The sequence below is a fragment of the Zhihengliuella sp. genome (assembly GCF_031178195.1).
Taxonomy (GTDB): Bacteria; Actinomycetota; Actinomycetes; order Actinomycetales; family Micrococcaceae; genus Zhihengliuella.
The window spans coordinates 343,760-369,390 of the sequence record NZ_JAPSJL010000001.1; the positions used below are offsets into that span (position 1 = coordinate 343,760).

General features: G+C 71.2%; 20 protein-coding genes. 13 read left to right on the plus strand and 7 right to left on the minus strand.

Annotated elements, in window-relative coordinates:
• The first annotated feature begins 7 nt into the window (after positions 1-7).
• Positions 8-3,802 (plus strand): DNA polymerase III subunit gamma and tau, encoded by a 3,795-nt coding sequence (locus RIN46_RS01495; RefSeq protein ID WP_309080561.1) that lies wholly within the window; start codon positions 8-10, stop codon positions 3,800-3,802.
• 36 nt (positions 3,803-3,838) lie between these two features.
• Positions 3,839-4,438 carry a recombination mediator RecR gene (gene recR / locus RIN46_RS01500; RefSeq protein WP_309080560.1) on the plus strand — a complete coding sequence of 200 codons (600 nt, stop codon included), beginning with the start codon at positions 3,839-3,841 and terminating at the stop codon, positions 4,436-4,438.
• 12 nt (positions 4,439-4,450) lie between these two features.
• Here the strand turns inward: recR and RIN46_RS01505 are convergent, their stop codons facing one another.
• From RIN46_RS01505 to RIN46_RS01515, 3 genes are read right to left on the minus strand one after another with little or no spacing between them, the layout of a single operon-like run.
• Positions 4,451-5,059 carry a DinB family protein gene (locus RIN46_RS01505; RefSeq protein ID WP_309080559.1) on the minus strand — a complete coding sequence of 203 codons (609 nt, stop codon included), beginning with the start codon at positions 5,057-5,059 and terminating at the stop codon, positions 4,451-4,453.
• A 14-nt stretch (positions 5,060-5,073) separates the two neighbouring features.
• Positions 5,074-6,261 carry an ABC transporter permease subunit gene (locus RIN46_RS01510; protein WP_309080558.1) on the minus strand — a complete coding sequence of 396 codons (1,188 nt, stop codon included), beginning with the start codon at positions 6,259-6,261 and terminating at the stop codon, positions 5,074-5,076.
• Positions 6,258-7,223 carry an ABC transporter ATP-binding protein gene (locus RIN46_RS01515; RefSeq protein WP_375141859.1) on the minus strand — a complete coding sequence of 322 codons (966 nt, stop codon included), beginning with the start codon at positions 7,221-7,223 and terminating at the stop codon, positions 6,258-6,260. Before RIN46_RS01515 ends, RIN46_RS01510 begins: the two co-directional genes overlap by 4 nt.
• A gap of 419 nt (positions 7,224-7,642) precedes the next feature.
• On the opposite strand from RIN46_RS01515, the gene RIN46_RS01520 reads away from it, so the two are divergent.
• Positions 7,643-8,929 (plus strand): aspartate kinase, encoded by a 1,287-nt coding sequence (locus RIN46_RS01520; protein ID WP_309080556.1) that lies wholly within the window; start codon positions 7,643-7,645, stop codon positions 8,927-8,929.
• A gap of 398 nt (positions 8,930-9,327) precedes the next feature.
• Here the strand turns inward: RIN46_RS01520 and RIN46_RS01525 are convergent, their stop codons facing one another.
• Positions 9,328-10,977 carry an alkaline phosphatase D family protein gene (locus RIN46_RS01525; protein ID WP_309080555.1) on the minus strand — a complete coding sequence of 550 codons (1,650 nt, stop codon included), beginning with the start codon at positions 10,975-10,977 and terminating at the stop codon, positions 9,328-9,330.
• Between the two features lie 106 nt (positions 10,978-11,083).
• Between RIN46_RS01525 and RIN46_RS01530 the strand changes: the two genes are divergently transcribed.
• Positions 11,084-11,854: an aminoglycoside 3'-phosphotransferase gene (locus RIN46_RS01530; RefSeq protein ID WP_309080554.1), complete on the plus strand. Its 771-nt coding sequence runs from the start codon at positions 11,084-11,086 to the stop codon at positions 11,852-11,854.
• Positions 11,855-11,892: 38 nt separating this feature from the next.
• Positions 11,893-12,759 carry a 3-methyladenine DNA glycosylase gene (locus RIN46_RS01535; protein ID WP_309080553.1) on the plus strand — a complete coding sequence of 289 codons (867 nt, stop codon included), beginning with the start codon at positions 11,893-11,895 and terminating at the stop codon, positions 12,757-12,759.
• A gap of 6 nt (positions 12,760-12,765) precedes the next feature.
• Here the strand turns inward: RIN46_RS01535 and RIN46_RS01540 are convergent, their stop codons facing one another.
• Positions 12,766-13,335 carry a hypothetical protein gene (locus RIN46_RS01540; protein WP_309080552.1) on the minus strand — a complete coding sequence of 190 codons (570 nt, stop codon included), beginning with the start codon at positions 13,333-13,335 and terminating at the stop codon, positions 12,766-12,768.
• Positions 13,336-13,672: 337 nt separating this feature from the next.
• Here RIN46_RS01540 and RIN46_RS01545 point away from each other — a divergent pair, with 337 nt between their 5' ends.
• The 4 genes from RIN46_RS01545 to RIN46_RS01560 are packed head-to-tail and all read left to right on the plus strand — an operon-like array spanning position 13,673 to position 18,307.
• Positions 13,673-15,373, plus strand: coding sequence for a carbon starvation protein A (locus tag RIN46_RS01545; RefSeq protein ID WP_309080551.1), 1,701 nt, complete (start codon positions 13,673-13,675; stop codon positions 15,371-15,373).
• A gap of 13 nt (positions 15,374-15,386) precedes the next feature.
• Positions 15,387-15,641: a cory-CC-star protein gene (locus tag RIN46_RS01550; RefSeq protein ID WP_309080550.1), complete on the plus strand. Its 255-nt coding sequence runs from the start codon at positions 15,387-15,389 to the stop codon at positions 15,639-15,641.
• A gap of 29 nt (positions 15,642-15,670) precedes the next feature.
• A complete protein-coding gene (locus tag RIN46_RS01555) occupies positions 15,671-16,681 on the plus strand; it encodes an ArsA family ATPase (RefSeq protein ID WP_309080549.1) in 1,011 nt (336 codons plus the stop codon).
• 54 nt (positions 16,682-16,735) lie between these two features.
• Positions 16,736-18,307: a Na+/H+ antiporter gene (locus RIN46_RS01560; RefSeq protein WP_309080548.1), complete on the plus strand. Its 1,572-nt coding sequence runs from the start codon at positions 16,736-16,738 to the stop codon at positions 18,305-18,307.
• Between the two features lie 111 nt (positions 18,308-18,418).
• Here RIN46_RS01560 and RIN46_RS01565 read toward each other — a convergent pair whose 3' ends face one another.
• Positions 18,419-18,838 carry a YchJ family metal-binding protein gene (locus tag RIN46_RS01565; protein ID WP_309080547.1) on the minus strand — a complete coding sequence of 140 codons (420 nt, stop codon included), beginning with the start codon at positions 18,836-18,838 and terminating at the stop codon, positions 18,419-18,421.
• Between the two features lie 277 nt (positions 18,839-19,115).
• Between RIN46_RS01565 and purS the strand changes: the two genes are divergently transcribed.
• The 3 genes from purS to purL are packed head-to-tail and all read left to right on the plus strand — an operon-like array spanning position 19,116 to position 22,434.
• Entirely contained in the window at positions 19,116-19,367 is a 252-nt protein-coding gene (purS, locus tag RIN46_RS01570) for a phosphoribosylformylglycinamidine synthase subunit PurS (RefSeq protein ID WP_309080546.1), read from the plus strand.
• Between the two features lie 2 nt (positions 19,368-19,369).
• Entirely contained in the window at positions 19,370-20,119 is a 750-nt protein-coding gene (gene purQ, locus RIN46_RS01575) for a phosphoribosylformylglycinamidine synthase subunit PurQ (RefSeq protein ID WP_309080545.1), read from the plus strand.
• Positions 20,116-22,434 carry a phosphoribosylformylglycinamidine synthase subunit PurL gene (gene purL / locus RIN46_RS01580; RefSeq protein ID WP_309080544.1) on the plus strand — a complete coding sequence of 773 codons (2,319 nt, stop codon included), beginning with the start codon at positions 20,116-20,118 and terminating at the stop codon, positions 22,432-22,434. Before purQ ends, purL begins: the two co-directional genes overlap by 4 nt.
• Positions 22,435-22,665: 231 nt before the next feature.
• On the opposite strand, the gene RIN46_RS01585 is transcribed toward purL, so the two are convergent.
• Positions 22,666-23,853 (minus strand): zinc-dependent alcohol dehydrogenase, encoded by a 1,188-nt coding sequence (locus RIN46_RS01585; RefSeq protein ID WP_309080543.1) that lies wholly within the window; start codon positions 23,851-23,853, stop codon positions 22,666-22,668.
• A 314-nt stretch (positions 23,854-24,167) separates the two neighbouring features.
• On the opposite strand from RIN46_RS01585, the gene RIN46_RS01590 reads away from it, so the two are divergent.
• The gene (locus RIN46_RS01590) at positions 24,168-25,625 is read left to right on the plus strand and encodes an extracellular solute-binding protein (RefSeq protein ID WP_309080542.1); all 1,458 of its coding nucleotides are present in this window, start codon (positions 24,168-24,170) and stop codon (positions 25,623-25,625) included.
• Positions 25,626-25,631: the final 6 nt, after the last annotated feature.

Sequence of the window (25,631 nt, forward strand, 5' to 3'; positions counted from 1 at the left end):
TTTACGCGTGAGTACAGCCCTTTATCGCCGATACCGGCCGGACACCTTCGCGGAGGTCATCGGGCAGGAGCATGTCACCACACCCCTGATGACGGCCCTCGAGAAGGACCGCGTCAACCATGCCTACCTCTTTTCCGGTCCGCGCGGCTGCGGCAAGACCACCAGCGCCCGCATCCTGGCCCGGTGCCTGAACTGCGAGCAGGGCCCCACGCCGAACCCCTGCGGCCAGTGCCCCAGCTGTATCGACCTCGCCACGGGCGGGGCCGGCTCGCTGGACGTCATCGAGATCGATGCGGCCAGCCACGGCGGCGTCGACGACGCCCGCGACCTGCGCGAGCGCGCCACGTTCGCCCCCACGCGCGACCGCTTCAAGATCTTCATCATCGACGAGGCCCACATGGTCACGTCGGCCGGTTTCAACGCGCTGCTCAAGATCGTCGAGGAGCCGCCGCCCCACATCAAGTTCATCTTCGCGACCACGGAGCCGGACAAGGTCATCGGGACCATCCGCTCCCGGACGCACCACTACCCCTTCCGGCTGGTGCCGCCGGAGACCCTCATGGAGTACCTCGAGCGGCTCTGCGCCCAGGAGGGCGTCCCGGTGGCCCCGGGCGTCCTGTCGCTCGTCCTGCGCGCCGGCGGGGGCTCCGTCCGGGACACGCTCTCCGTGTTGGACCAGCTCATCGCCGGTGCCGGCCCCGACGGGCTGGACTACGAGCTCGCCGTCTCCCTCCTCGGCTACACGCATGCCGCCCTGCTGGACGACGTCGTCGACGCGCTCGCGGCCAACGACGCCGCCACGGTCTTCGGCGTCGTCGACCGCGTGGTGCAGACCGGGCACGATCCGCGCCGGTTCGTGGACGACCTGCTGGAGCGGTTCCGCGACCTGATCATCGTCAAGGCGATGCCGGACAGCGCCGCGCAGATCATCCGCGGCGTGCCGGAGGACCAGCTGGACCGGATGCGCCAGCAGGCCGCCACGCTCGGCCAGGGGGAGCTCAGCCGCTCCGCCGACGTCACCAACCAGGCGCTCACCGAGATGTCGGGCGCCACCAGTCCCCGCCTCCACCTCGAGCTGCTGTGCGCGCGGCTGCTGCTGCCGGCGTCGGACACCGGCGAGAACGGAGTGGTCGCCCGCGTCGACCGCATCGAGCGCCACCTGACGCAGGGCGGCGCGGCCCCGCTGGCCTCCGGCCCCGCCCAGTACGACGCCGGTTCGCCCGCAGGCGCCCTCGCCGACTCCGGTGCCGGGATCGACGGCAACGGCGGAGCCGCCGCCGTGCGCGAGGCGCTGCGCGCGGCCAAGGCGCGGCAGGACCAGGACGGCCCCGCCGCGGCGCCGCCCGCCGTGCCCGCCGAGGCTCCCGCGGCCGAGACACCCCCCGTTGGGACACCGTCCGCTGAGGCACCGTCCGCTGGGGAACCTGCGGCGGCGGCCCCCGCCGCCGGAACCTCGGCCGCTGCAGTACCCGCCCCGGCCGCCCCGGCCGAGGGATCCCCGGCCGTCGGAGGGCTCTCCGGCCCGCCGGCGTCCCCCGAGACAGCGGCTCAGGTCAACGCCTCCGGGGCCCCACAGGCCTCCCCCTCGAGCGTGCCCGCACCGCAGGAGTCCTCCGCGTCGGGCGGAGTCCCGCGCCCCGCGGCCCCGGCCGAACATCCGGCGGACGCGCGAACCGACCATGCGACCGCACACCAGCCATCGCCGCAGTCCTCGGCGGAGCCCGCTCAGCAACCCGCGCCGCCGGCTCCCGCACCGAGCCCGGCCCAGGGCTCCGCGGCAGACTGGGGAGGCACGTGGGCGGCCGTTCCGGAGCCCCCGCGGCAGACGCCGGCCCCCGCAGCGTCCGCCGGCCAGTCGGCACCGGCTCCGACGCCGACTCCGACGCCGACTCCGACCCCGGAGCCGTCCGCCCCCACGTCGGATCCCACGTCCGGTCGGACCCCTGCTCCTACCTCTGCTCCGACGGAATCACGGTCCGCTCCCGGGTACCCCGCCCAGCAGCCGTCATCCTCGCAGCAGGATGCCGGCGAGCAGCCGACCGCGGAATCCGCCCCCAGCCAGCCCGGCGGGACCGGCTCCGTGGAAATGTTCCGCCGCGCCTGGCCGGAGGTCCTCAAGGTCGTGGCCGGCGAGCGCCGCGCCGTGCAGATGAACCTGCAGCAGAACGCGGCGGTGTCGGGCTTCGACGGGCGGATGCTCACGGTCTCGTTCGCCAACCCGGGCGCGCTGGCGCACTTCACCAGCCGCCCTGACAATGGGGCCCTGCTGCAGTGGGCCATCAACCAAGTGCTCGGCGTCCAGGTCGAGATCGACGTCGCTGCGGGAGGGTCCGTTCCGACGGGTGGTTCCGGCCCAAAAGCTGATCGCCGGCCCGAGCCGGCGTCCGCAGGGAATCCGACGGGGAACGCGTCGACTCGCGCGGCTGCCCCGACGCCGCGGCCGCAGTCCAGCCCTCCCCGGGACATCCCGCCGTTCCGACCGGAGCCGCAGCTGCAGGAGCACTACGAGCGCCCCGCTGCGCCCGAGTGGACGGAGTTCCCGCCCGCCGACGCGACCCAGCCCGCCGAGACTGGAGAGTCCCGCCCCGTTGCCGGCACCGCCACGCCGTCCGAGCCGCAGGCCTCGACGGAGGTGCCGGCCAACACCGCGCGGCCGACCACGTCGGCAGCCTCGGCAGCTTCCGCCGCTTCGGCACCTTCGGTCGATTCCGCCGCTCCGGCACTCTCGGCGGATGCCACCCCTTCGGCACCTTCGGCAGATGCCACCGCGTCGGCACCCTCGGAACCCTCGTCAGGCTCGGCTGCTTCAGCACCGTCAGCAGGTTCGGCCGCGGAGGCCGAGCCCGTAGGACCCGCACCCTCGGCGTCATCCGCCGCCTCCGCACCATCCGCTCCGTCGCCTGCGTCCGCCGCACCGCAGCATCCGGACAGTCGCCCGCACGCCGGCTCGGCCCCCGTCCCTCCCGAGAGCAACGACACCGCGCCGGCCACTGGCGGCTGGGACCCCGCCGATGGCTGGGTGCCGCCGGACGAGCCCCCGGCGGAGGACGAGCCGCCGTACCCGTACGACGACGGTGGATGGGCCGATGCACCAGACACGGCCAACGCGCCCGGCCCCTCCACCACGACGGATGCGGCCGGACGGTCTGCTCAGCGCGCGCAGCCCGGCGAACCCCAGGGCCAGACCCCCGCGAGTGGCCTCGGGCCGCCACCAGTCATCCCGCCCGCCCCGAAGGGGCCGACGCCGCCGCCGCCGTCGTGGGCCGGCTCAGCCCTGCCTCCGACCATGCGCCCGGAGGCCAGCGAGAAGCCTGTCGCCCCGGAACCGGACCAGCAGCGCGCCCAGAAGGTGAGCCGCTACCAGCGCCTCCTCGCCCAGGCCCAGGGTGACGGCGGCTCGCCGATCCCGGGCGGGGTCTCCCGCGGCAGCGGACTCGACGGCACTCCGGGCACCGGCGGCGCCCCGTTCGGAGGATCCGGCGAGGGCGGCACCCCGGCGGGCAGTACGCCGTCGTACTCCGGATCCTCGAACCCGGGGATGTCGGGTCCCGGAGCGTCGAGCACGGGGGCTCCGTCCCCGGGAACGCCCGGAGGCTTCAGGGGCGCCGGACCGGCTTCGGGTGCGCAGGTCGTAGACTCGTCCTACGCCGGGAGTCCGGCGAACGGGACCGAGTACTTCGAGCCCAGCGACGACGACATCGCGATCGAGGACTCCACGCTGATCGGCCGGGCCGCGATCGAGCGGATCCTCAACGGACGGCTGATCGAAGAACGCGGTCTCGACGGAACGCCCGTCAACTAGGCGCCCCTAGGGCGCCGCATCCGAGTGTGAGGTTTCGTGTACGAAGGCGCAGTCCAAGAACTGATCGACGAGTTCGGCCGGCTCCCCGGCATCGGACCCAAGTCGGCCCAGCGCATCGCCTTCCATATCCTGGAGGCCGACCGCGAGGACATGAACCGACTCGCCGACGCCATCCGCGTGGTCAAGGACAAGGTGAAGTTCTGCTCCATCTGCTTCAACGTGACCGAGCAGGAGACGTGCAGCATCTGCCGCGACCCCAAGCGGGACGAGACCGTGCTGTGCGTGGTGGAGGAGTCCAAGGACGTCATGGCCGTGGAGCGCACGCGCTCCTTCCGCGGCCGGTATCACGTGCTCGGCGGCTCCATCAATCCGATCGGCGGCGTCGGCCCCGACCAGCTGCACATCCGTGAGCTGCTCAGCCGGCTGAACGACGAGAAGATCCAGGAGATCATCATCGCCACCGACCCGAACCTCGAGGGCGAGGCGACCGCGACCTACCTGGGCCGCCTGCTCGGCACCATCGGCATCCGGGTCACCCGGCTCGCCTCCGGTCTGCCCGTCGGCGGTGACCTCGAGTACGCGGACGAGGTCACGCTGGGCCGCGCCTTCGAGGGCCGCCGCACGCTCAACAGCTGACGGCAGGCGCTTCTAGCGCGCCCGCTCCTCCAGCCGGAATCCGTCCGCGATCTCCAGCAGCCGGTCGCGGTAGTCCGTCCACCACTGCTGGCCGGTCTGCGGCAGGTTGCTGTTCCCCTCGAGGAGGCCGGCGCTCCCGTCGATGGCCTCGCGCACGATATCCGCGTGGCCGGCGTGCCGGGAGATCTCCGCGATCATGTGCACCACGAGCCGACGGACCGTCGTGTCGCGGGACGCCGGCCCCCACCAGGGGACGTGCCCCGGCGCGTCGAGGCCGAGCTCGTCGATGGCCGCCTCAGCCCGCTCGGCGGCCCGCCGGTAGAAGTCGACCACCCACTCGCGGCTCTCCTCCGCCGTGGCGTGCATGTCCGCGTTGGGCTCCGCGTCCTCCGCCATCCACGAAAGCTCCTCCTGCTCCCGGCCGAGCACCTGCCCGAAGTAATCCGTCTCCACACTGGCCACGTGCTTGAGCAGGCCCAGGAGGTTGGTGCCGGTCTGGGTCATGGGCCGGCGCACGTCGTACTCGCTCAGGCCGTCCAGCTTCCAGAGCAGGGCCTCGTGGGCCTCGCGCAGGTAACGCTTGAGGATCTCGGTCTCCGTCGTCGTGCCCTCGCCGCTCATGCTCCCACCCTAGTTCAGGCGACCCGGGTGCCCGTGGCGAGTTTCCGCGCCGGGGTGACCAGCCGGCGTCGTCCGTCCGCCATGAGGAGACCCACGAGCACCAGCTGCACGCCCAGCCCCACCGGCCACAGCGGCGGCATCTCGCCCGGGTTCATGGAGGGCTCCGGCTGCCGGACGCCATTCACGCAATCGGGACCGTCGACCCCGTACTGCGCCATGCGCACCCCGACCTGGACGGCGCCGAGCGGCCCCTCCGGCGCGTAGTCCTGGCCGGCCGCGGCCGGCTGCGTGGGAACAGCGTCCGCGACCACGACGAAGGGGTTCGCCGCGAGCATCCACGCGGTGCGCTCGGTATGGAGGATGGTCCGCTCGATCGGCTTGTCGGTGCAGATCTCGTCCTCCGGCCGGTACACGAAGTCCGCGTGCTCGGCGTCGAACTCGCGCCAGAACCGCTCCTCGTCCTCGATCGGCTCGCCGTTCTCGTCGAGCGGGACGCCGTTCTCGTCCATCTCGACGTTGGCGTACGGGTCCTGGGGGTTGACCACCTCGTAGTCGGTGACGGTCTCCTGCGTCATGCTCAGGCTCAGTCCGAACCCGATGAGCGTGCCCAGGCCCAGCAGCGCCACCACCAGATAGGTGCCGACGACGGCGAACAGGGGGCGCGTGGAACGGGCCGAGATGCCGACGCCGATGGCGCAGGCCACCCCGAGCTCGACGGCGCACATCAGCACGAACAGGGGGACCGCGGGCAGGTACACGTCCCCGTAGGACATGGCCCAGGCGAGCATCGGCAGGGTGACGATGAGGAACGCGAGCGCCGCGATCCAGGAGGCGAGCCACTTGCCCCAGAGCAGCTGCCCGGGTGTGAGCAGGGTGTTCTGCAGGATCGCCAGGGTGCCGCCGGCGCGGTCCCCCGTGATCGTGTTGGCGCTCAGTGCCGGGGCGACCAGCAGCCCGAAGAGCAGGACGAAGGAGATGACCAGCTCGAACATCATCTGGCCGACCTGCTCTGCCTCGGCCGTGCCGAGCACCAGTGGCGACGCCGAATAGGCCGCCAGCGCGGTGACGGCGAGGATCACCAGGAACCAGACCACCAGCATGATGAACCAGGACTTGGACCGTACCCGCTGCCTGAGCTCCAGCTCGACGACCGTCCTGATCCCGCTCAGGTAGCCCAGGCTCGCTGCCTTCTCGTCACTCACTGGCCGGCCTCCGGGTTCCTGCCCTCGCGATGGGCACTCGTCATTCGGTGCACCTCGGCCGCGTAGACCGAGCTCATGTAGGTCTCCTCGAGGGCCCCGACGCTGGGGGCGAAGGCGGAGACCGCGACCCCCGCGTCGATCAGCTCGCGCAGCAGCTGCGCCGCCTGGAGCTCGCTGGAGGCCTCCACCAGCGCCTCGGGCCGGCGCTGCCCCGCGGGAACGGTGAACAGGACGCCCAGGTCGGAGAGGGTCCGCAGGAGGTGCTCCTGGTCCAGCCCGCGGATCGTGTAGCCGCGCAGCTGCTCCTCGACGTCGTGCACGGACTGGTCCCGCACGGTCTGGCCGTCGGCGACGAAGACCGCCCGGTCGGCGATCTCGTCCAGCTCCGACAGCACGTGCGAGCTGACGACGACGGTGCGCCCCTCCGCCGCGAACTTCCGCAGGAGGTTCCGCAGCTCGATCCGGGCTCCCGGGTCCAGACCGGAGGCGGGCTCGTCGAGGAGCAGGACGGCGGGGTCGTTCATCAGTGCGCGCGCCAGCGAGAGGCGCTGCTGCTGGCCGCGGGAGAGGACGCGCGCCGGCTGCTTCGCCAGCGGCGTGAGCTTGACCATGTCGAGCAGCTCGTCCGCACGCTCGCAGGCCCGTTCCTTGGTCATGCCGTAGAGCCGGCCGACGGCCACCAGGATCTCCCGGGCCGTCAGCGCCTCCCACACGCCGAGCGTGTCCGGCATCCAGCCGATCCGGGCGCGCACGTCCCGCGGGTGCTCGACGACGTCGAGCCCCCCGATCCGGATGGTCCCGGCGTCCGGCCGGAGCAGGGACGCCAGCATCAGCAGCAGCGTGGTCTTGCCGGAGCCGTTGGGTCCGATAAACGCCGTGACCTCGCCCGGCGCGGCCGTGAAATGGATGTCCTTGACGGCCTTCACCGGGCCGAAGGCGCGCGCGAGCCCGGTGGCGACGATGCCGCCGCCCTGCCGCGCCGCACCGCTGACTCCGGCGTCGTTCCCGACGTCGTTCCTGACGTCGTTCCCGGCGTCGACGGTTCCGTCGTCGCTCCCGGCGCCCTGCGGCTCCCTCGGTGCCCCTGTCACGGAATCCTCCTCGCTCGCGGCCCCACGGCCGCCCCGGCCTCAAGCCTAGAAAACTCATCCCGTGGCCGGACACCTCCCACGGGATGAGTTTGCGGCGGGGGGACTCATCCGGTGCGGGAATATGACCCGCCCGGTTCACGAAAACGGGCGGCCGTCCGGGCGCTCGATACACTGATCGGCAGCATCCACGGCCCACCCGCGGCCCGGCGCCGCCCGGCGGGGCGGAGTCGCGGCAGCCCACCACCAGCCGGTGACGACACCGGGAGACCCCTTCAGGAGAGTGCTACGGCATGAGCCTCATTGTGCAGAAGTTCGGCGGATCGTCCGTGTCCGATGCCGAGGGCATCAAACGGGTGGCCCGCCGGATTATCGACACGAAGGCGGCCGGGCACGACGTCGTCGTGGTGGTCTCCGCGATGGGCGACACCACCGACGAGCTGCTCGACCTGGCGGGCCAGCTGACCACGGAGGCTCCGGCGCGCGAGATGGACATGCTCCTCTCCGCCGGCGAGCGCATCTCCATGGCGCTGCTGGCCATGACGATCGACGGCATGGGCGAGCGGGCCGTGTCCTTCACGGGCAGCCAGGCCGGCATGATCACCGACTCCGTGCACGGTAAGGCCCGCATCATCGACGTGTCGCCGGAGCGCGTGCGCCAGGCCGTGGACCGCGGGTACGTCTCGATCGTCGCGGGCTTCCAGGGCATGAGCCGGACCAGCAACGACATCACCACCATGGGCCGCGGCGGCTCGGACACGACGGCGGTCGCGCTCGCGGCGGCGCTGAACGCGGACGTCTGCGAGATCTACACGGACGTCGACGGCGTCTACACGGCGGATCCGCGCATCGTGGCCTCGGCGCAGAAGATCGACCGGATCTCCAGCGAGGAGATGCTGGAGATGGCCGCGTCCGGCGCGAAGATCCTGCACCTGCGTTGCGTGGAGTACGCGCGACGGTTCGGAGTGCCGCTGCACGTGCGGTCCTCCTTCAGCCCGAACGAGGGCACCTGGGTCATGCCCAGCCCCGACGACCAGATCAAGATTCAAGAGGGAGAGCCCTTGGAACAGCCCATCATCTCCGGCGTTGCCCACGACCGCTCCGAGGCGAAGGTCACCGTGGTGGGTGTGCCGGACATCCCCGGCAAGGCGGCTCAGATCTTCGGTGTCATCGCGGGTGCGCACGCGAACATCGACATGATCGTCCAGAACGTCTCCACGGCCGGCAAGGAGAAGACGGACATCTCCTTCACCCTGCCCGTGGTCGAGGGCAAGGACGCGCTGGACGCGCTCCGCGCCGCGATGAACGAGATCGGCTTCGAGGCGATCGAGTACGACGACCAGATCGGCAAGCTCTCGCTGATCGGCGCCGGCATGCGCTCCAACCCGGGCGTCTCCTACAAGTTCTTCCAGGCCCTCCACGAGGCCGGCGTCAACGTGGACATGATCTCCACGTCCGAGATCCGCATCTCCGTGGTCACCCACGCCGACAAGCTGGACGAGGCCGTCCGCGCCGTGCACGGGGCCTTCGGCTTGGACGCGGACGTCGAGGCGACGGTCTACGGCGGCACCGGCCGCTAGTTCCGGCGCCCTCCGTGGGGCCGCCCGTGCCTGGCCGCCACATGGCAGGCCAGCACGGGCGGCGCCCCTCGGCGGAGCCGTGACAGATTCCGGACGAGTCGACGCAGAACCGGCGTTGGCCCGCCCGTCCCTCCATCGGCGTCGCCATCGTGCAGGCCCGATGGCTCGACGTCGCAGTCATGCACGCCGGACGCATCGACGTCGCGGTCTGACAGCCCCTTCGCGTGAATCGGATGTCGGAGTGCGACGTCGATGCGTTGCCGCGTCCGGGTCGCTCCCCCGGCGCGGGCGCGAGATGCCGCCCCAGCACGCTCGATGCCGCGAGATGCCGCCCCAGCACCAGTTTCCCCCGAGAACGGTGCTGGATTGGCATCTCGCGGCCTCGCCACCCGCGCCGGTCAGCGCTCGGGCGCCAGCGTCTTCGAGAAGACGGCCTCCCCGAGCGCGTTGCGGAGGGTCACGGTGAACTGATCAGCCTCGTCGAGCTCGACGTGGCCGAAGAACTGGCTCTTCCCGTCGCGCGGGGATTGGTTGGCCCGCTCCCCTGCCTTCGCGAAGGCGACCTCCGGGCCGAAGGTGCCGTCCATCTTGTTGGGCCCGAACGAGCCCGCGTTGATGGGCCCCGCCACGAACTCCCAGAACGGTTCGAAGTCGGTGAACGCGGCACGCTCCGGCGAGTAGTGGTGGGCGGCGCAGTAGTGGACATCGGCGGTGAGCCAGACGATGTTCTTCACGCCGGCATCCTTGAAGGCCTTCAGCAGCCGGGCGAGCTCCAGCTCCCGGCCCAGCGGGGCGCCGTCGTCCGCGTTGGAGATGGACTCCTGGGCGTCGCCGTCGGGCACGACGATCCCCAGCGGCAGGTCGGAGAGGATCACCTTCCACGTGGCCTGGGAGCGGCGGACCTCCTTGATCAGCCACTGCAGCTGCTCCTCGCCGAGGATCGGCGTGGCGTGGGGTTCCATTCCGTCGGTGTTCTGCCCCTTGAAGGTGCGCATGTCCAGCGAGAAGAGGTCCAGCTGCGGCCCGCGTTCGATCTTGCGGTAGATGCGCGCCGGCTCGAACCCGGTCCCGCGCCGCATGGCCCGCGGATCCGCGAGTGGCTGGTACTCCTGCCAGGCGCGACGGCCGCGGGCAGCCAGGGTGTCGACGTCGCGCACCGTGTACCGCTCGTCCTCGAGGACCTCGCCGTGCCACCAGTTGTTGGTGGTCTCGTGGTCGTCCCACTGCGCGATGACCGGAACCTCGGAATAGAACGCGCGGACGTTGGCGTCCATCAGGTTGTAGCGGTGGCGGCCGCGGTACTCGTCGAGGGTCTCGGCGACCTTGGCGACCTCCGGCGTGACCAGGTTCCGCCAGATCTGCCCGTCCGGCTCCTCGACCGTCTCCGCGATCGGTCCGTCGGCGTAGATGGTGTCGCCCGAGTGGACGAAGAAGTCCGGCTTCACCGCGCGCATCGCCGAGTACGCGAACATGCCGCCGATCTCCTCGTTGATGCCCCATCCCTGGCCGGCGGTGTCGCCGGTCCAGACGAAGCTCTGCCCGCGCGGGACCTCTCCGCGGCCCCGCCCCGGGCCCCGTCCGACGGCGTTCGGGCCGGGTGCCGTCGAGAAGCTCCCCTCACGGGACTCGCCGAGGTTCCCGTGTTCGTCCTCGAACGCCATGGTCACGGCGAAGCGACTGCCGGAGGGCAGCTGGGGGGCGGCGATCTTGGCGGTGTAATCGGAGTCCTCCGTGGCCCAGCCGCTGCGCAGCGTCCGCGCGAAGGCGCCCTTGCCGCGCAGGACCCGGCCGTCGGCGTCGACCGTCCGGAGGGTGGCGACGAGCCGCCCCCGCCCCGACGCGCGCGACCAGAGCACCGCCGAGTCCGTCCCGGCGTCGCCGAACTGGATGCCGGACGGGAGCGTCAGCCGCTGCCGGACCAGGCCGGGCGAAGCGGTGCGCAACAGTCCGCCGGCCGTCGCGGGCGGGGCGGTCACGGCGGCGGCCAGACCGGCGCCTCCGGCCGCGAGCGTACCGAGGACCAGGGAGCGTCGTGAGATCTCAGGCATGCCTCCGAGTGTGGAACACCCGGACAACGCGGCGGTGAACCCGCCATGGCCACGGTCTGACGATCCGGTGCGGCAGTACGCTTGAGCAACCCGACTGAGGAGCCCGATGCCCTTCCGCCCGCTTGCCGCCGCGCCCGGGGCCGACGTCGAGGTGCCGGCGCCCGTCGTGGAGTACGCCGCCGGCCGCGGCGTCGGACCTGACCGCGTGCTGCCCGTCTGGCGGAACGAGCTCGGCGGCCTCACCTTCAAGCTGGTCCTGCCCTCCGGCGGCACCGAGTTCGCCAAATGGTCGCCGGTCGCCGCGGGCCTCGATCTACGGGCCGAGGCAGAGCGCCTCATCTGGGCGGCGGACTTCACGCCGGTCCCCCGCCCGCTCCACACGGCCCGGCACAACGACGGCTCGCACCTCCTCGTCACCGCCGAGGTGCCCGGGGAATCGGCGGTCTCGCCGCGCTGGATCGCGCAGCCGGAGCAAGCCGCGCGGGCCATCGGCACCGGGCTGAGGGCCCTGCACGACGCCCTGCCCGTGGACGGCTGCCCCTTCGACTGGTCGCTCGGCTCGCGGCTCGCGCGCGCCGGGGACGCTGCCCTCGGCCGCGCCCTGGCGGCAGAGGCCCCGAGCATCGACCGGCTGGTGGTCTGCCACGGCGACGCCTGCGCGCCCAACACCCTCCTGGACGACGACGGCGCCTGGTCCGCGCACGTGGACCTCGGGTCGCTTGGGGTCGGCGACCGCTGGGCCGACCTGGCCGTCGCCGCGTGGAGCACCGAGTGGAACTACGGCCCCGGGTTCGAGCACCACGTCTACGAGGCCTACGGGATCACGCCGGACGCGGAGCGGATCGAGTTCTACCGGGCTCTCTGGGACGCCACCTGAGGGCGCGGCCCGTTCGCGCGGCTCCTAGAATGGCAGGGATGACCTCCCTCCCCGAATCCGCGTGGCTGCCGCGCGCCCTCGCCCACCGCGAGCGCGTGGAGCGATTCGCCGCGCCGTTCGTGGAGCGCCGGAGAAGTCAGCGCAGGCACCCGGTCGAGGACTTCCTCTTCACCTACTACACCCAGAAGCCCGGCCAGCTGCAGCGCTGGCACCCGGGCGCCGGCGTCGTATTGGACGGTGAAGCCGCCGCGGAACGGCGTGACTGGAAGTTCTACACGGAGCACGACGGCGGCGTCGGACTGGATCAGGAGGCCTTCGGCGCCGCTCGGGCGGAGGCGATCCGGTTCGCGCGGATCATCCTCGCCGGGACGGCCAGCCGGCCGGGGAACTTCGCATGCTTCGGCCTGCACGAGTGGGCGATGGCGTACAAGTCGGAGAGCAACGGGATCCGGCACGAGTACCTGCCCCTGCGGCTCGGCGCGTCCGGAACCGACCGGGTGGTGGAGGAGCACCGGATCCGGTGCACGCACTTCGATGCGTTCCGGTTCTACACCCCGGAGGCGGCGCCCCTGAACGAGCTGCAGCCAACCCGCGAGACGCAACGAAACCTCGAGCAGCCGGGCTGCCTGCACGCCAACATGGATCTCTACAAGTGGGCCTACAAGCTCACGCCCGCCGTGCCGAGCGAACTGGTCATGGACTGCTTCGAACTGGCGTGGGACATCCGGACCATGGACATGCAGGCGTCCCCGTACGACCTCTCCGACTGGGGCTACGAGCCCATCCGGATCGAGACGCCCGAGGGCAAGGCCCGGTACGTGGAGCTCCAGCGCCAGTTCGCGGAGCGGGCGGACGTGCTGCGGGCCCGGCTGCTGCAGGTCGCCGAGGCGCTGCCCTCCGCCTAGCGGCCGCTAGCTCGGAGCTCCCTCGATCTCGACGGCCGCGGCCCAGAGGAAGTCCTCCCCGCGGTCGCCGGTATCGGCCGTGATCTGGAGGTACCCATCGTCGCGCACGGTCCGCTCCTCGATCGCGAAGTACTGGATCGTATCCTCCCCGGCGCATTCGATGTCGGTCGCCGATCCATTCACCGTCAGCGTCAGCTCGACGCCCGCGGGCAGGCAGACGACCCGCCCGGTCAGCACGGTGCTCTGCTCCTCCTGCGGCGGCAACTGCACCCGTGTCCGGACCTCGCCCCCACCGCCGCCTCCGGCGCCGGCGATCCCTCCCAGGAGTTCCCCGCCTTCGGCCTCCAGGACCGCGAAGAGGCGCTCCGCCTCGTCCGCCTCCCCGGCCGAGGTCCCGGTCGCCGAGGCGGTCTCCCGCGGCTCCGGTGCACTGGACGTCGCCTCCGCAGGCTCCGGCGGAGCCATGCCAGACTGCTCCGCCTGCCCAGAGCAGCCGGCCAGGAGCGCCGTCGTCCCCAGTAGCGTCCCCAGCAGCGTCACCGCACGCGCCATTGCCCCCGACTGTGTCCGCGCCATGGTCTCTCCCCCTCCGATCGAATCCCCGCCGCGGCCGTCGGTCGCTCGGCTGCGGCAGCCGTCTCGCGGCCGCGCCGCTTCCGGCCGAGCCTAGCGGCCGCCCGCGGCCGGCGACAGGCCCGTGCCAACGCCGGTGGACCGTCGTCACCCACCGGCCGAACCGGGCGCTGAGCTGGCTTTCCGGGGAACGGTTCGAAAGTCACAGGCGCGACCCCGACGCTGTGACTCGGCGCACCGACGATCTAGGCTGTGCTCAAGCATCACCGAAGCCGCGCCCGGCGGAGCGCCGACGACGCCGCCCCGGGCCCCGGCACCACCCGTCAGAAAGAGGTCCGCCATGAGTTCCATCCTCCTCGCACTCATCGGCATCGCAATCGTCATTGCGGGCTACCTGCTGTACTCGAAGTACCTCAGCAAAAAGGTCTTCGCCCTCGATCCCGGCTACCGGACGCCGGCCCACCGCTACGAGGACGGCGTCGACTACGTGCCGACCAACAAGTACGTCCTCTGGGGCCACCACTTCACGTCCGTCGCGGGCGCCGCACCCATCGTCGGTCCGGCCATCGCCGTCATCTGGGGCTGGCTGCCGGCCCTCCTCTGGGTCACGCTCGGCACGGTCTTCTTCGCCGGCATGCACGACCTCGGCGCCCTCTGGGCCTCGAACCGCAACCGCGGCCAGTCCATCGGCACCCTCTCCGGCCGCTACATCGGCGCCCGCGGCCGCAATCTCTTCCTGGTGGTCATCTTCCTGGTGCTGCTGATGGTCAACGCGGCGTTCGCCGTCGTCATCTCCAACCTGCTGGTCTCCACGCCGACGGCGGTCATCCCCGCCTGGGGCGCGATCGTCGTCGCGCTGCTCATCGGCCAGGCCATCTACAAGCTCAAGTGGAGCCTGCCGGTCGTCTCGATCGTCGGCGTGCTCGCGCTCTACGGCCTGATCCTGCTCGGTGATGCGTTCCCGGTGGTCCTGCCGGACGTCATCATGGGTCTGAACGCCAACGCCTTCTGGATCATCGTCCTGTTCGTGTACGCGGCGATCGCCTCCATGCTGCCCGTGTGGATGCTGCTCCAGCCGCGCGACTACATCAACGGCCTGCAGCTGTTCATCGCGCTGGCGATCCTCTACGGGGCGATCATCATCTCCGGCCCCACCATGGTGGCCCCCGCCTTCAACACCAACGTCCCGGAGGGCACGCCGTCGCTCGTGCCGCTGCTGTTCGTCACCATCGCGTGCGGCGCCATCTCCGGTTTCCACGGGATCGTGGCCTCCGGCACGACGTCGAAGCAGCTGGACCGCGAGACCGACGCCCGGTTCGTGGGGTACTTCGGCGCCGTCGGTGAGGGTCTACTGGCCCTCGGCACGATCATCGCCGTGTCCGCCGGCTTCCAGACGGTCGCCGAGTGGGAGGAGATCTACTCCGCGTTCGGCGAGGGCGGCGTGGGTGCCTTCGTGAACGGCGGCGGCGCGATCGTCAACCAGGGCCTCGGCATCCCCGAGTCGCTCTCGGCCACCATCCTGGCGACCATGGCCGTGCTCTTCGCGGCCACCACCATGGACACCGGCGTCCGCTTGCAGCGGTTCGTGGTGCAGGAGGTCGGCCAGATCGCCGGGGTGCGGGTCCGCCCCGTGCTCGCCACCCTGATCGCCGTGGCCGTGACCGTCGCGCTGACCTTCAGCGCCGGCGCGGACGGCTCCGGCGGCATGCTGATCTGGCCGCTGTTCGGCACCACCAACCAGCTGCTGGCCGGCCTGACCCTGTCGATCGTGGCGGTGATGCTGCTCAAGCGTCGCCGCCCCGTCCTCCCGGCGCTGATCCCGCTGACCTTCGTGCTGGTCATGACGGTGATCGCGCTGCTGGTCCAGATGGTCGACTTCTACCAGGCACAGAACTGGTTGCTGCTGGGACTGGACATCATCATCCTCGTCGCCGCCGTCTGGGTGATCGTGGAGGCCATCACCGCCATGGGCCGGGCCCGCCGCGAGCCGGCCGACCTGGACGACGCCGACGAGGACGCCGACGCCCTCGCCGGCAGGTAGCGGGCCGAGCAGCATGGGCCGACTGTCCGCCTTCGCCGCGGGCCTGCGCGAGTTCTACATGGCGCCCTACCGGCGCACGCTCGCGCGGGCCCAGCGCGACGAGGAGGACCTGTTCATGATGCTGGTCCTCTCCGAGGCGCTCGGCGTCCCGAACCCCGCCAGCTACTACACGCTGGAGCTGCTGCCCGTGATGTTCGACCGATTCCACGACTGGCACCGGCGGATGGGGATGGACCGCTCGCCGCTGGACTCGATCTCCTGCTGCTGACCGCCCCACCCGGACCACGAGAGGACCAGATGACCACCGCGAACAACGCCGCGCCGGCGGCGGAGGCCCTGCGCGGGCTGGCCGCGGGAGCCCGCGTCGTCTTCTTCTCGGGCAAGGGGGGCGTCGGGAAGACGACGACGGCGGCAGCCACCGCCGTCGCACTCGCCGACGCCGGGGAGCGGGTCCTGCTCGTGTCCACCGACCCGGCGCACAACCTCGGCCACCTCTTCGAGCGTCGGCTGAAGGACACGCCGTCGACGCTCGCGACCACGGCGGCCGGCGGCCGGCTGGACGCCCTCGAGATCGACCCGGCAGCGGCCACGGCAGGACACCTGAAAGAGGTCGGCGCGACCATCCGCGCGATGATGCCCGAGCACCTGCACCGGGAGGTCGACAAGTACCTCCGGCTCGCGGCCGACGCGCCCGGCACGCACGAGGCCTCCGTGCTCGAGCGGATCGCCGAGCTCACCGAGGAGCTCACGGACACGGACGGCTACGACGTCGTCGTCTTCGACACCGCTCCGTCCGGGCACACGGCCCGGCTGATGGCCCTGCCCGACCTCATGACCGCGTGGACGGACGGGCTGCTGCGCCGACGCGAGGCCAGCGAGAGGTTCGGCGAGGCCGTCGTGGGGCTCGGCGGGAAACGGCAGGCGGAGGACAACCGGGACGCCAGGATCCGGTCCGTGCTGACGCGCCGGCGGGACCGGTTCGCCCGCCTGCGGGGGCTGTTGGCGGACCGGGACCGGTGCGCCTTCGTGCTGGTCCTCGCCGCCGAGCGGCTGCCGGTGGCGGAGACCATCGAGTTCCACGAACAGCTCCGGGCCCAGGGCATCGGCGTGCGGGCCCTGGTGATCAACAAGCGGTCACCAGGGGACGCCGGGGAGTTCCTGGCGCGGCGCCGCAAGGCGGAGGAGCGCTACGTCGCCGAGCTGCGACAGGCCGTGCCCGACCCGCCCGTGCTCAACATCCGGCTCGCACCCGACGAGCTCCGCGGTCTCGATGGCCTGTGGAGCCTGCCGGACCTCGTCGAGAACTGAGGCGTGGAGGGCTGAGGCCGGCCGCCCGTCCCGCGCGTGAAGTAGTTTCAGAGCATGGAGTTCTTGATCCTGCTGGTGGGACTGCTGTTCGGGACCGTGCTCGTGGTCGGGCTCGGCGAGCGCATCCGGCTGCCCTACCCGGTGCTGATGCTGCTGTTCTCAGCGGGCGTGGCCTTCCTGCCGTTCATCCCCGAGCTGCGGATCGATCCGGAGCTGATCCTGCCCCTGTTCCTGCCGCCGCTGCTGTTCGCGGCGGCCCAGCGCAGCTCGTGGTCCGTCTTCCGGTTCCGTTGGCGCAGCCTGGTACTGCTCGCTGTGCTGCTCGTGGCCGTCACCGTCGCGGTCGTGGCCGGTCTGGCCTGGTGGCTGGTCCCCGCCCTGGGCGTCCCGGCCGCGATCGCCCTCGGCGCGGTCGTCGCCCCGCCGGACCCCGTGGCCGTCGAGTCCGTGGCCAGCAAGGTGAGCATGCCGCGGCGGCTCGTCTCGACCCTGCAGACCGAGGGCCTGTTCAACGACGCCATCGCGATCGTCATCTTCCAGGCCGCCGTCGCTGCGGCGGTCAGCGGCGGCGAGGTCGGCTGGGGCATCGTGCCCGCGTTCCTGCTGGGGGCGGCCGGCGCGGTGCTGCTCGGGCTCGGCATGGCCTGGCTCGTGGGGACGCTCAACCGGTTCGTGCCCAACCTGATCGCCCGCTCCGCGACGACGCTCGTGGCCCCGTACGCCGTCTACCTGCTCGCCGAGGAGGCGCACTGCTCGGGCGTCGTCGCCGTCGTCGTCACCGCCCTCGAGCTCGGCCGGCGCGCCCGGCCGCAGGACTCCGAGGAACGGCTGACCCGCGCCGCGTTCTGGGACGTCGTCGAACTCCTCACCACAGGCGTCGCGTTCGGCCTGGTGGGCATCGAGATGCGCTATGTGATCCAGGGCGAGGGCGCGGACCTGCTCGGCTTCGTCCCCGGCATCGCGGTGGTCTGCGCGGCGGTGCTGCTGGTGCGCCTGCTCTGGATGATGGCGATCCTCCGGCTCGGCGGCACCGAGCGCCGGAGCAAGGTCCCCGGGTCGCTGAAGGAGGTGCTGGTCCTGACCTGGTGCGGTATGCGCGGGCTGGCAACGCTGGCCCTGGCCCTCGCGCTGCCGGCGACGACCGAGGCCGGGAATCCCCTGCCGGAACGCAACTTCGTCATCGCGGCCGCCTGCGCGGTGCTCCTGGTGACGCTCGTGGGCCCGGGCCTGACGCTGCCCTGGCTGATGCGGCGGCTCGCACTGCCGGACGACCACGCCGAGATCGAGCGGCAGGAGCGGGCCTTGGCCCGACGCGCCCAGCAGGCGGCACTGAAGGCGGTGCGGCACTCGACGGCGGCGCAGAAGCTGCCTCCCGAGCGGCGGACCGTGCTGGCCAAGCGCATGGAATCGCTGCACACGCTGCTGGAGAGCGACGTCGAGGACGACCCCGAGAAGATGCGTGCGCTCCGCCAGACGCTCTCGGTGATGGACGAGGTCCAGCGGCAGGCGTTGAATGTCGCCCGACGGGAGGTGCTCGCCGCGCGGAAGGCCCCTGGCACGGACCCGGAGGCAGCCGACGTCGTGCTCCGCCGGCTGGACCTCCGCACGGTCACGCTGGATCGGTAGGCCGGGCCAGGCGGACTCGTCGGGCGGGTCGGGCGCAGCCGGTCGCGCCGGGCATCCCCAACCCTCAGGCGCGGGCGAGACTCCGCCGGACCCGCCGGTCCACTCGGCGGATCAGCCGACGTCGCCCGTCACGTAGAGCCAGCGGCCGTCCTCCCGACGGAAGCGGCTGACCTCGTGCATCCGGTGCCGGGCGCCGGAGTCGTCGCGGAACTGGGCGACGAACTCGACGGTGCCGACGTCGTCGAACGGTCCGCCCGCCGTCGTGCTCACGATGGTCAGGCTCCCCCACGCAGGGCCCGGCTCCATCAGGCCGGCCAGCGGCGGGCGTTCGGTCCGGTCCCACGTGCGGTGGAGGTAGCGGGCGAGCCGGCCGGGGTCGCGGTCGAGGAGGGCGTAGGCCGAGTAGCGCGAGCGCATGAGCGCCTCGGCGGTGGGCGCGGTGCCGCCGGAGTGGAAGCGGGCGCAGCAGTCGCCGTAGCTGTCGCCCGTGCCGCACGGGCAGCGCTGGGACGGGTCGATGGTGGCGGGCATGCCTCCAGCTTAGGCGGCCGGACGACGAGGTCGGGCTCCGTTCCCGTGGAGGGCGGTGCCGCTCCCCTGTCGAGGTGGAGCGCGCGAGGAAGGCACTGGACGGTCTCACCACCTACGACGAGCTGATGGGAACCGCGTGAGTGCCGCCCGTCACCCGTGGGCCTGGCCGAGTCTGCGGCCCGGTAGACTGGTGGCGCAAGCTCGCGGAGCGCCCCTCGGCGTGAGACGGCACCCCTTCCGCGGGCGCCCATCCCCTCGCGCACAGGAGTAGCACCGGATGCCCCGGATCGTTGTTGATGTCATGCCCAAGCCCGAGATCCTGGACCCCCAGGGCAAGGCGATCGTGGGCGCCCTCCCCCGCCTCGGTTTCGACGCCTTCTCCGGCGTCCGCCAGGGCAAGCGCTTCGAGCTCGCCGTCGACGGCGAGGTGACCGAGGCGGTCCTGGCCCAGGCCCGCGAGGCCGCCGAGACGCTCCTGTCGAACCCGGTCATCGAGGACGTCGTCAACGTGCAGGTGGTTGAGGACTAACGATGACGGACCTCCCCCTGATCGGCGACTACTCGACGCCGACCACCGAACTCTCCGGCGCCCGCATCGGCGTCGTGACCTTCCCCGGCACCCTGGACGACCGGGACGCCGCACGCGGTGTGCGGATGGCCGGCGGCGAGGCCGTGGCTCTCTGGCATGCCGACGAGGATCTGCAGGGTGTCGACGCCGTCGTCATCCCGGGCGGCTTCTCCTACGGCGACTACCTGCGCGCCGGCGCCATCGCCCGCTTCGCCCCGATGATGGACCGCATCATCGACGCGGCGAACTCGGACGCGAAGCTGCCCGTGCTCGGCATCTGCAACGGCTTCCAGATCCTCACCGAGGCACACCTCCTCCCGGGCTCGATGGTGAAGAACGACCACCTGAAGTTCATCTGCCGCGACCAGATCCTGCGGGTCGAGAACAACACGACCGCGTGGACCAACCAGTTCGCGGCCGGCCAGGAGATCAGCATCCCGCTGAAGAACCAGGACGGTCAGTACGTCGCCGACGAGAAGGTCCTGGACGAGCTCGAGGCCGAGGGCCGCGTGGTGTTCCGCTACGTCGGCTGGAACCCGAACGGCTCGCGCCGCGACATCGCCGGCATCTCCAACGCGGCGGGCAACGTCGTCGGACTCATGCCGCACCCCGAGCACGCCGTCGAGGCGGGCTACGGCCCCGACCACACCGGAACCGACGGTCTGGGCTTCTTCACCTCCGTCCTGACCCAGCTTGTTGGAGGAACCAAGTGAGCGCCGAAGTCGCCGAGAAGGAATTCAACATCGACACGGTCGACAACGCGGCCGCGTCCCCCGACGTGGAGCTGCCCTGGGCCGAGCTCGGCCTGAAGCAGAACGAGTTCGAGGAGATCGTCAAGATCCTCGGCCGTCGCCCCACCGCCGCCGAGCTGGCGATGTACTCGGTGATGTGGAGCGAGCACTGCTCCTACAAGTCCACCAAGAACCACCTGCGCCAGTTCGGGCAGAAGGTCACGGAGGAGATGAAGAAGGACCTCATGGTCGGCATCGGCGAGAACGCCGGCGTCACCGACCTGGGCGACGGCTGGGCCGTCACCTTCAAGATCGAGTCCCACAACTCGCCGTCGTTCGTGGAGCCGTACCAGGGGGCGGCGACCGGCATCGGCGGCATCGTCCGCGACATCATCTCCATGGGCGCCCGCCCGGTGGCCGTGATGGACCCGCTGCGCTTCGGTGCCATCGACCACCCCGACTCGCAGCGCGTGGTGCACGGCGTCGTCTCCGGCATCGGCGGCTACGGCAACTCCCTCGGCCTGCCGAACATCGGCGGTGAGACCGTCTTCGACCCGATCTACCAGGGCAACCCGCTGGTCAACGCCCTCGCCGTCGGCACCCTGCGCCACGAGGACCTCCGTCTGGCCAACGCCTCCGGCGTCGGCAACAAGGTGGTCCTGTTCGGGGCGCGCACGGGCGGCGACGGCATCGGCGGCGCGTCGGTGCTCGCCTCCGAGTCGTTCGACGACACGAAGCCGTCGAAGCGCCCCGCCGTCCAGGTCGGCGACCCGTTCGCCGAGAAGGTGCTCATCGAGTGCTGCCTCGAGCTGTTCAAGAACTCTCTCGTCGAGGGCATCCAGGACCTCGGTGCCGCCGGCATCTCCTGCGCCACCTCCGAGCTCGCCTCCAACGGCGAGGGCGGCATGCGCGTCGAGCTGACCGACGTGCTGCTGCGCGACCCCACTCTGACCCCGGGCGAGATCCTCATGTCCGAGTCGCAGGAACGCATGATGGCGGTCGTGACGCCGGAGAACGTCGCCGCGTTCGAGGCCGTCATGGCCAAGTGGAACGTCGAGTACTCCTGGCTCGGCGAGGTCACCGACGACGACCGCCTGATCATCACCTGGAACGGCGAGGTCATCGTCGATGTCGATCCCAAGACGGTCGCGCACGACGGACCGGTCTACGACCGCCCGTACGCCCGCCCGGAGTGGCAGGACGCCCTCCAGGCGGACACGTTCCGCGGCTCGGTGAACGCGGCGATCCTGCCGTCCACCGGTGACGAGCTGAAGGCCGCGGTGCTCGAGCTGATCGCCAGCCCGAACATGTGCAGCAAGAACTGGATCACCGACCAGTACGACCGCTACGTCGGCGGCAACACGGCCCTTTCCTCCCCCGACGACGCGGGCGTGGTCCGCGTCGACGAGGAGAGCGGCCTCGGCGTCGCCATCGCCACGGACGCCAACGGGCGCTACACCTATCTGGACCCGTACGCCGGCGCGCAGCTCGCCCTGGCCGAGTCCTACCGCAACGTCGCCACGTCCGGTGCCGTTCCCGCGGCCGTCTCGGACTGCCTGAACTACGGCTCCCCCGAGGACTCGGACGTCATGTGGCAGCTGGCCGAGGGCATCCGCGGCCTCTCGGACGCGTGCATGGAGCTGGGCGTCCCGGTCACCGGCGGCAACGTCTCGCTCTACAACCAGACCGGCGACAAGGCCATCCACCCGACCCCCGTGGTCGCCACGCTCGGCAAGTTCGACGACGTCGCCCGCCGCACGCCGTCGGGCTGGCGCCCGGACGCCGACGGGCAGGCGATCTACCTGCTCGGCGAGACCTACGACGAGCTGGACGGCTCCGAGTTCGCGAACCTCCGGGGCCACCTCGGCGGCCTGCCGCCGAAGGTGGACCTCGCCAAGGAACGTCTGCTCGGCGAGCTGCTGATCAACGCGTCCCGCGATGGCATGATCGACGCAGCCCACGATCTCTCCGAGGGCGGCCTCGCGGCGGCGTTGAACGAGATGGTGCTGCGCTACGGCGTCGGTGCCCGCGTGGCACTGGACGACCTGTGCGAGCGCGACGGGATCGACGCGTTCACCGCGCTGTTCTCCGAGTCGCAGGCCCGCGCGGTCGTCGCAGTCCCGCGCTCCGAGGAGGTCCGCTTCAACGACATGGTCGGCGCGCGCGGCTACGCCGTGACCCGACTCGGCGTCGTCGATGCCGAGTCCGGAGCACTCGAGGTCCAGGGCCAGTTCACGGCCACGATCGACGAGCTGCGCGAGGCGCACGAGGGAACCCTGCCGAAGTACTTCGGCTAGACACCCGACATCCCGTACGACGGCGGCGCCGTCACCTTCCAGCGGAGGGTGGCGGCGCCGCCGTCGTGCTGTGCCCGGCGGCGATCAGGCCATGGCCCGCCTCGATCGCCGACGGGTGGGCGGGGGCCGGGCGAACGGCGTGAGCAACGTCCAGCCGGAGGGACCAGGGCTTCCGCAGCGGTTCGCGCCCCGAGCCGGTCGACTGAGCGGGTTCCGCTCCGGCGCGCTCCACTACGGCGTCAGGACCACCTTCACGCACCCGTCCTCTTTCTTCTGGAAGGTCGAATACAGGCCCGGCCCCTCGGCGAGCGGCGCCCGGTGCGTCACCAGATCGTCCAGGCCCAGCGGATCCGCCGGGTCCTCGGTGAGGGGCAGCAGCCGGTCCGTCCAGGCGCGGACGTTGCACTGGCCCATGCGCAGCTGGATCTGCTTGTCGAACAGCTTCAGCATCGGCATCGGGGTCGCCTGCCCGCTGTAGACGCCGCTGAGGGAGACCGTTCCGCCGCGGCGGACGGCGTCGATGGCGGCGTGCAGCACCGATGTCCGGTCGACGGCGGCGGTCTCCATGACCTTCTGGGCGGCCTTGTCCGGCAGCAGGCCCGTGGCCTGCTGGAGGAACGATGCCGGCCCGTCGCCGAGGAGTCCCGTGCCGTGGGCCTCCATGCCCACGGCATCGACGACGCCGTCAGGCCCGCGGCCGGTCATGTCCCGGAGACGGGAGGGGACGTGCTGGTCCAGCTCCAGGACCTCGACACCGTGGCGCTCGGCCATGGCCCGACGCTCCGGCACGGGGTCGATGCCGATGACGCGGTAGCCGCGGTGCCGGCCGATCCGCGCCGCGAGCTGGCCGACGGGGCCCAGCCCGAACACGGCGAGCGTCCCGCCGTCGGGCACGGCCGCGTACTCGACGCCCTGCCAGGCGGTCGGCAGGATGTCGGAGAGGAAGAGGTACCGGTGGTCCGGCAGGTCGCTGCCCACCTTCACGCAGGAGTAGTCGCCGTACGGGACGCGCAGATACTCGGCCTGGCCGCCGGGGACGCTCCCGTAGAGCGCGGAGTAGCCGTAGATCGCCGCTCCACTGCCCTTGGCTGCGACCTGCGTGGTCTCGCACTGGGACTGCAGCCCGCGCCGGCACATCCAGCACTCGCCGCACGCGACGTTGAAAGGCACGACGACGCGGTCGCCGGGCCGCAGTGATAGGACTTCGCTCCCGACCTCGTCGACGATGCCCATGGCCTCGTGCCCCAGAACGTCGCCCGCCTCCAGGTAGGGGCCGAGCAGTTCGTAGAGGTGGAGGTCGGAGCCGCAGATTGCCGTGGAGGTCACTCTGATGACGACGTCGGTTGGCTGCTGGATGCGCGGGTCCGGCACCTCCCCGTAGCCGATACTCCGCTTGCCCTGCCAGGTCAGTGCTCTCATCGTCGCTCCCCGGGGTCTCGATGGTCGTCGATCCTATGGTCGTCTCCAGCCGGCCGACCGGACGTCCGGTGCCGGGCGTCTTCAGTCAAACACGAGGGCCACCGCAAAGCCGTGGGCTTCAGCGAATTGCCAGCGAACGGAAAGACACCACGGTCATTTCCCGAGTCGGTGGACAAGTCCCGGGGTTGAGGTTATGTTGAGCGCACATGCCCGTCACCGAGGTTGGGGGACGGTGTGAAGTCTCGAGGATCTTGCCCTGTCGGAGCCTGTTTTCTTCACGGACTCCGCGCGGGGCCCGAGTTGAGGGAGCTCCCATGAAGACGTTCTTCGGATCCGACCGGCACACTGTCGTGGCCCCGAGCCACAGACGACGCCTGCTCGCACCGGCCGTCGTGGCCGTCGTCGCGCTCGGAATGAGCGGATGCGCCACTGGTTCGCAGCCAGACGAGCCTGCCGAAGGACCTTCCTTCGAGACGGACGCGGAGATGCAGGGTGAGCTCACCATCATGGGCTTCAATCCGGACGCGGACGAAATCGCTCGGACGCGTACCGACGTCGCCATCGAGGCCGTCGAGGGAGCAGAGGTCAACGTCGTCGAAGGGGAGTTGGACGTCCAGCAGTTCCTCTCCTCCATCGCCTCCGGCGAGGCGCCCGACCTCATCTACGCGAACCGCAACCAGCTCGGAACGTTCGCGTCCCGCAACGCCATTCTGCCGCTCGACACCTGCCTGGAGGCCGAAGGCGTCGAGGTCGGCGACTTCCGCGAACCGGCCATCGAGCAGGCCACCTTCAACGACAGCCTCTACGGACTGCCCGAGTTCAACCAGGTGCAGATCGTCATGGCCAACGACGACCTCCTGAAGCAGGAGGGACTGACCACGGGCGACGTCGACGGTTCCGACTGGGAAGCCGTCGCCGCCGCGAACGAGAAGCTCTCGCGCTCGGAGAACGGCGGACTGACGGTCATCGGGTTCGACTCGAAGCTGCCGGAATTCCTGCCTCTCTGGGCCAAGGCCAACGGCGCGGATCTGATCTCGGAGGACGGCCGCACGGCGCAGCTGGACGACCCGAAGGTGATCGAGGCGCTCGAGTTCGCGGTCGGCATCTATGAGGCCCAGGGCGGCTTCGGCGACGTCAAGGCATTCCGCGACTCCGCCGACTTCTTCGGCGCCGGGAACCAGTTCGCCTCCAACACCCTCGGCGCGATGCCCATGGAGCAGTGGTACGTCAATATCCTCAACGACGTCTCCCCCGAGGCACCGATGGCCTTCACGACCTTCAAGGACAAGGAGGGCGAGCCGCTCAGCTACGCCACCGGTTCCGCGTGGGCCATCCCAAGCGGCGGCAGCAATCCGGCCGCCGCCTGCCGCTTCCTCGCCGCGATGACGAAGACCGACACCTGGATGCAAGCCGCCGAGGCGCGCGCCTCCGCACGCGAGGAGGAAGGCAAGCCGTTCACCGGCCTCTTCACGGGCAACCGGGAGGCGGACGAAGAGATCCGCAGCACCTACGTCGAGACCTCGGAGGCCCTGACCGGCCCGTGGGCCGAAGCCGTCGATGCCTCCTACACCGCCAACGAGAGCTCCTTCTCCCAGCCAGCGACGCCGGCCGACGCGGAATTCGAGCAGGCGTGGCTCGACGGGGTGAACCGTGTCCTTACCGGCGAGCAGACGCCCCAGGACTCCATGGCAGCGGCCCAGGAGGAGGCGCAGGCCGCTCTGGACAAGGCCTGGGCCGAGTGGGACGACAGCGAGGCCGGATCCGAAGGCTAGTCGACG

What these genes read in the sequence shown, in the direction of transcription:
- RIN46_RS01560 (WP_309080548.1), top strand. Translation starts at nt 16,736, where the DNA reads ATGGAGTTCTTGATCCTGCTGGTGGGACTGCTGTTCGGGACCGTGCTC.
- RIN46_RS01535 (WP_309080553.1), top strand. Translation starts at nt 11,893, where the DNA reads ATGACCTCCCTCCCCGAATCCGCGTGGCTGCCGCGCGCCCTCGCCCAC.
- RIN46_RS01590 (WP_309080542.1), top strand. Translation starts at nt 24,168, where the DNA reads ATGAAGACGTTCTTCGGATCCGACCGGCACACTGTCGTGGCCCCGAGC.
- RIN46_RS01545 (WP_309080551.1), top strand. Translation starts at nt 13,673, where the DNA reads ATGAGTTCCATCCTCCTCGCACTCATCGGCATCGCAATCGTCATTGCG.
- RIN46_RS01555 (WP_309080549.1), top strand. Translation starts at nt 15,671, where the DNA reads ATGACCACCGCGAACAACGCCGCGCCGGCGGCGGAGGCCCTGCGCGGG.
- RIN46_RS01565 (WP_309080547.1), bottom strand. Translation starts at nt 18,838, where the DNA reads ATGCCCGCCACCATCGACCCGTCCCAGCGCTGCCCGTGCGGCACGGGC.
- RIN46_RS01585 (WP_309080543.1), bottom strand. Translation starts at nt 23,853, where the DNA reads ATGAGAGCACTGACCTGGCAGGGCAAGCGGAGTATCGGCTACGGGGAG.
- RIN46_RS01505 (WP_309080559.1), bottom strand. Translation starts at nt 5,059, where the DNA reads ATGAGCGGCGAGGGCACGACGACGGAGACCGAGATCCTCAAGCGTTAC.
- purQ (WP_309080545.1), top strand. Translation starts at nt 19,370, where the DNA reads ATGACGGACCTCCCCCTGATCGGCGACTACTCGACGCCGACCACCGAA.
- RIN46_RS01530 (WP_309080554.1), top strand. Translation starts at nt 11,084, where the DNA reads ATGCCCTTCCGCCCGCTTGCCGCCGCGCCCGGGGCCGACGTCGAGGTG.
- RIN46_RS01525 (WP_309080555.1), bottom strand. Translation starts at nt 10,977, where the DNA reads ATGCCTGAGATCTCACGACGCTCCCTGGTCCTCGGTACGCTCGCGGCC.
- RIN46_RS01550 (WP_309080550.1), top strand. Translation starts at nt 15,387, where the DNA reads ATGGGCCGACTGTCCGCCTTCGCCGCGGGCCTGCGCGAGTTCTACATG.
- purS (WP_309080546.1), top strand. Translation starts at nt 19,116, where the DNA reads ATGCCCCGGATCGTTGTTGATGTCATGCCCAAGCCCGAGATCCTGGAC.
- RIN46_RS01520 (WP_309080556.1), top strand. Translation starts at nt 7,643, where the DNA reads ATGAGCCTCATTGTGCAGAAGTTCGGCGGATCGTCCGTGTCCGATGCC.
- RIN46_RS01540 (WP_309080552.1), bottom strand. Translation starts at nt 13,335, where the DNA reads ATGGCGCGGACACAGTCGGGGGCAATGGCGCGTGCGGTGACGCTGCTG.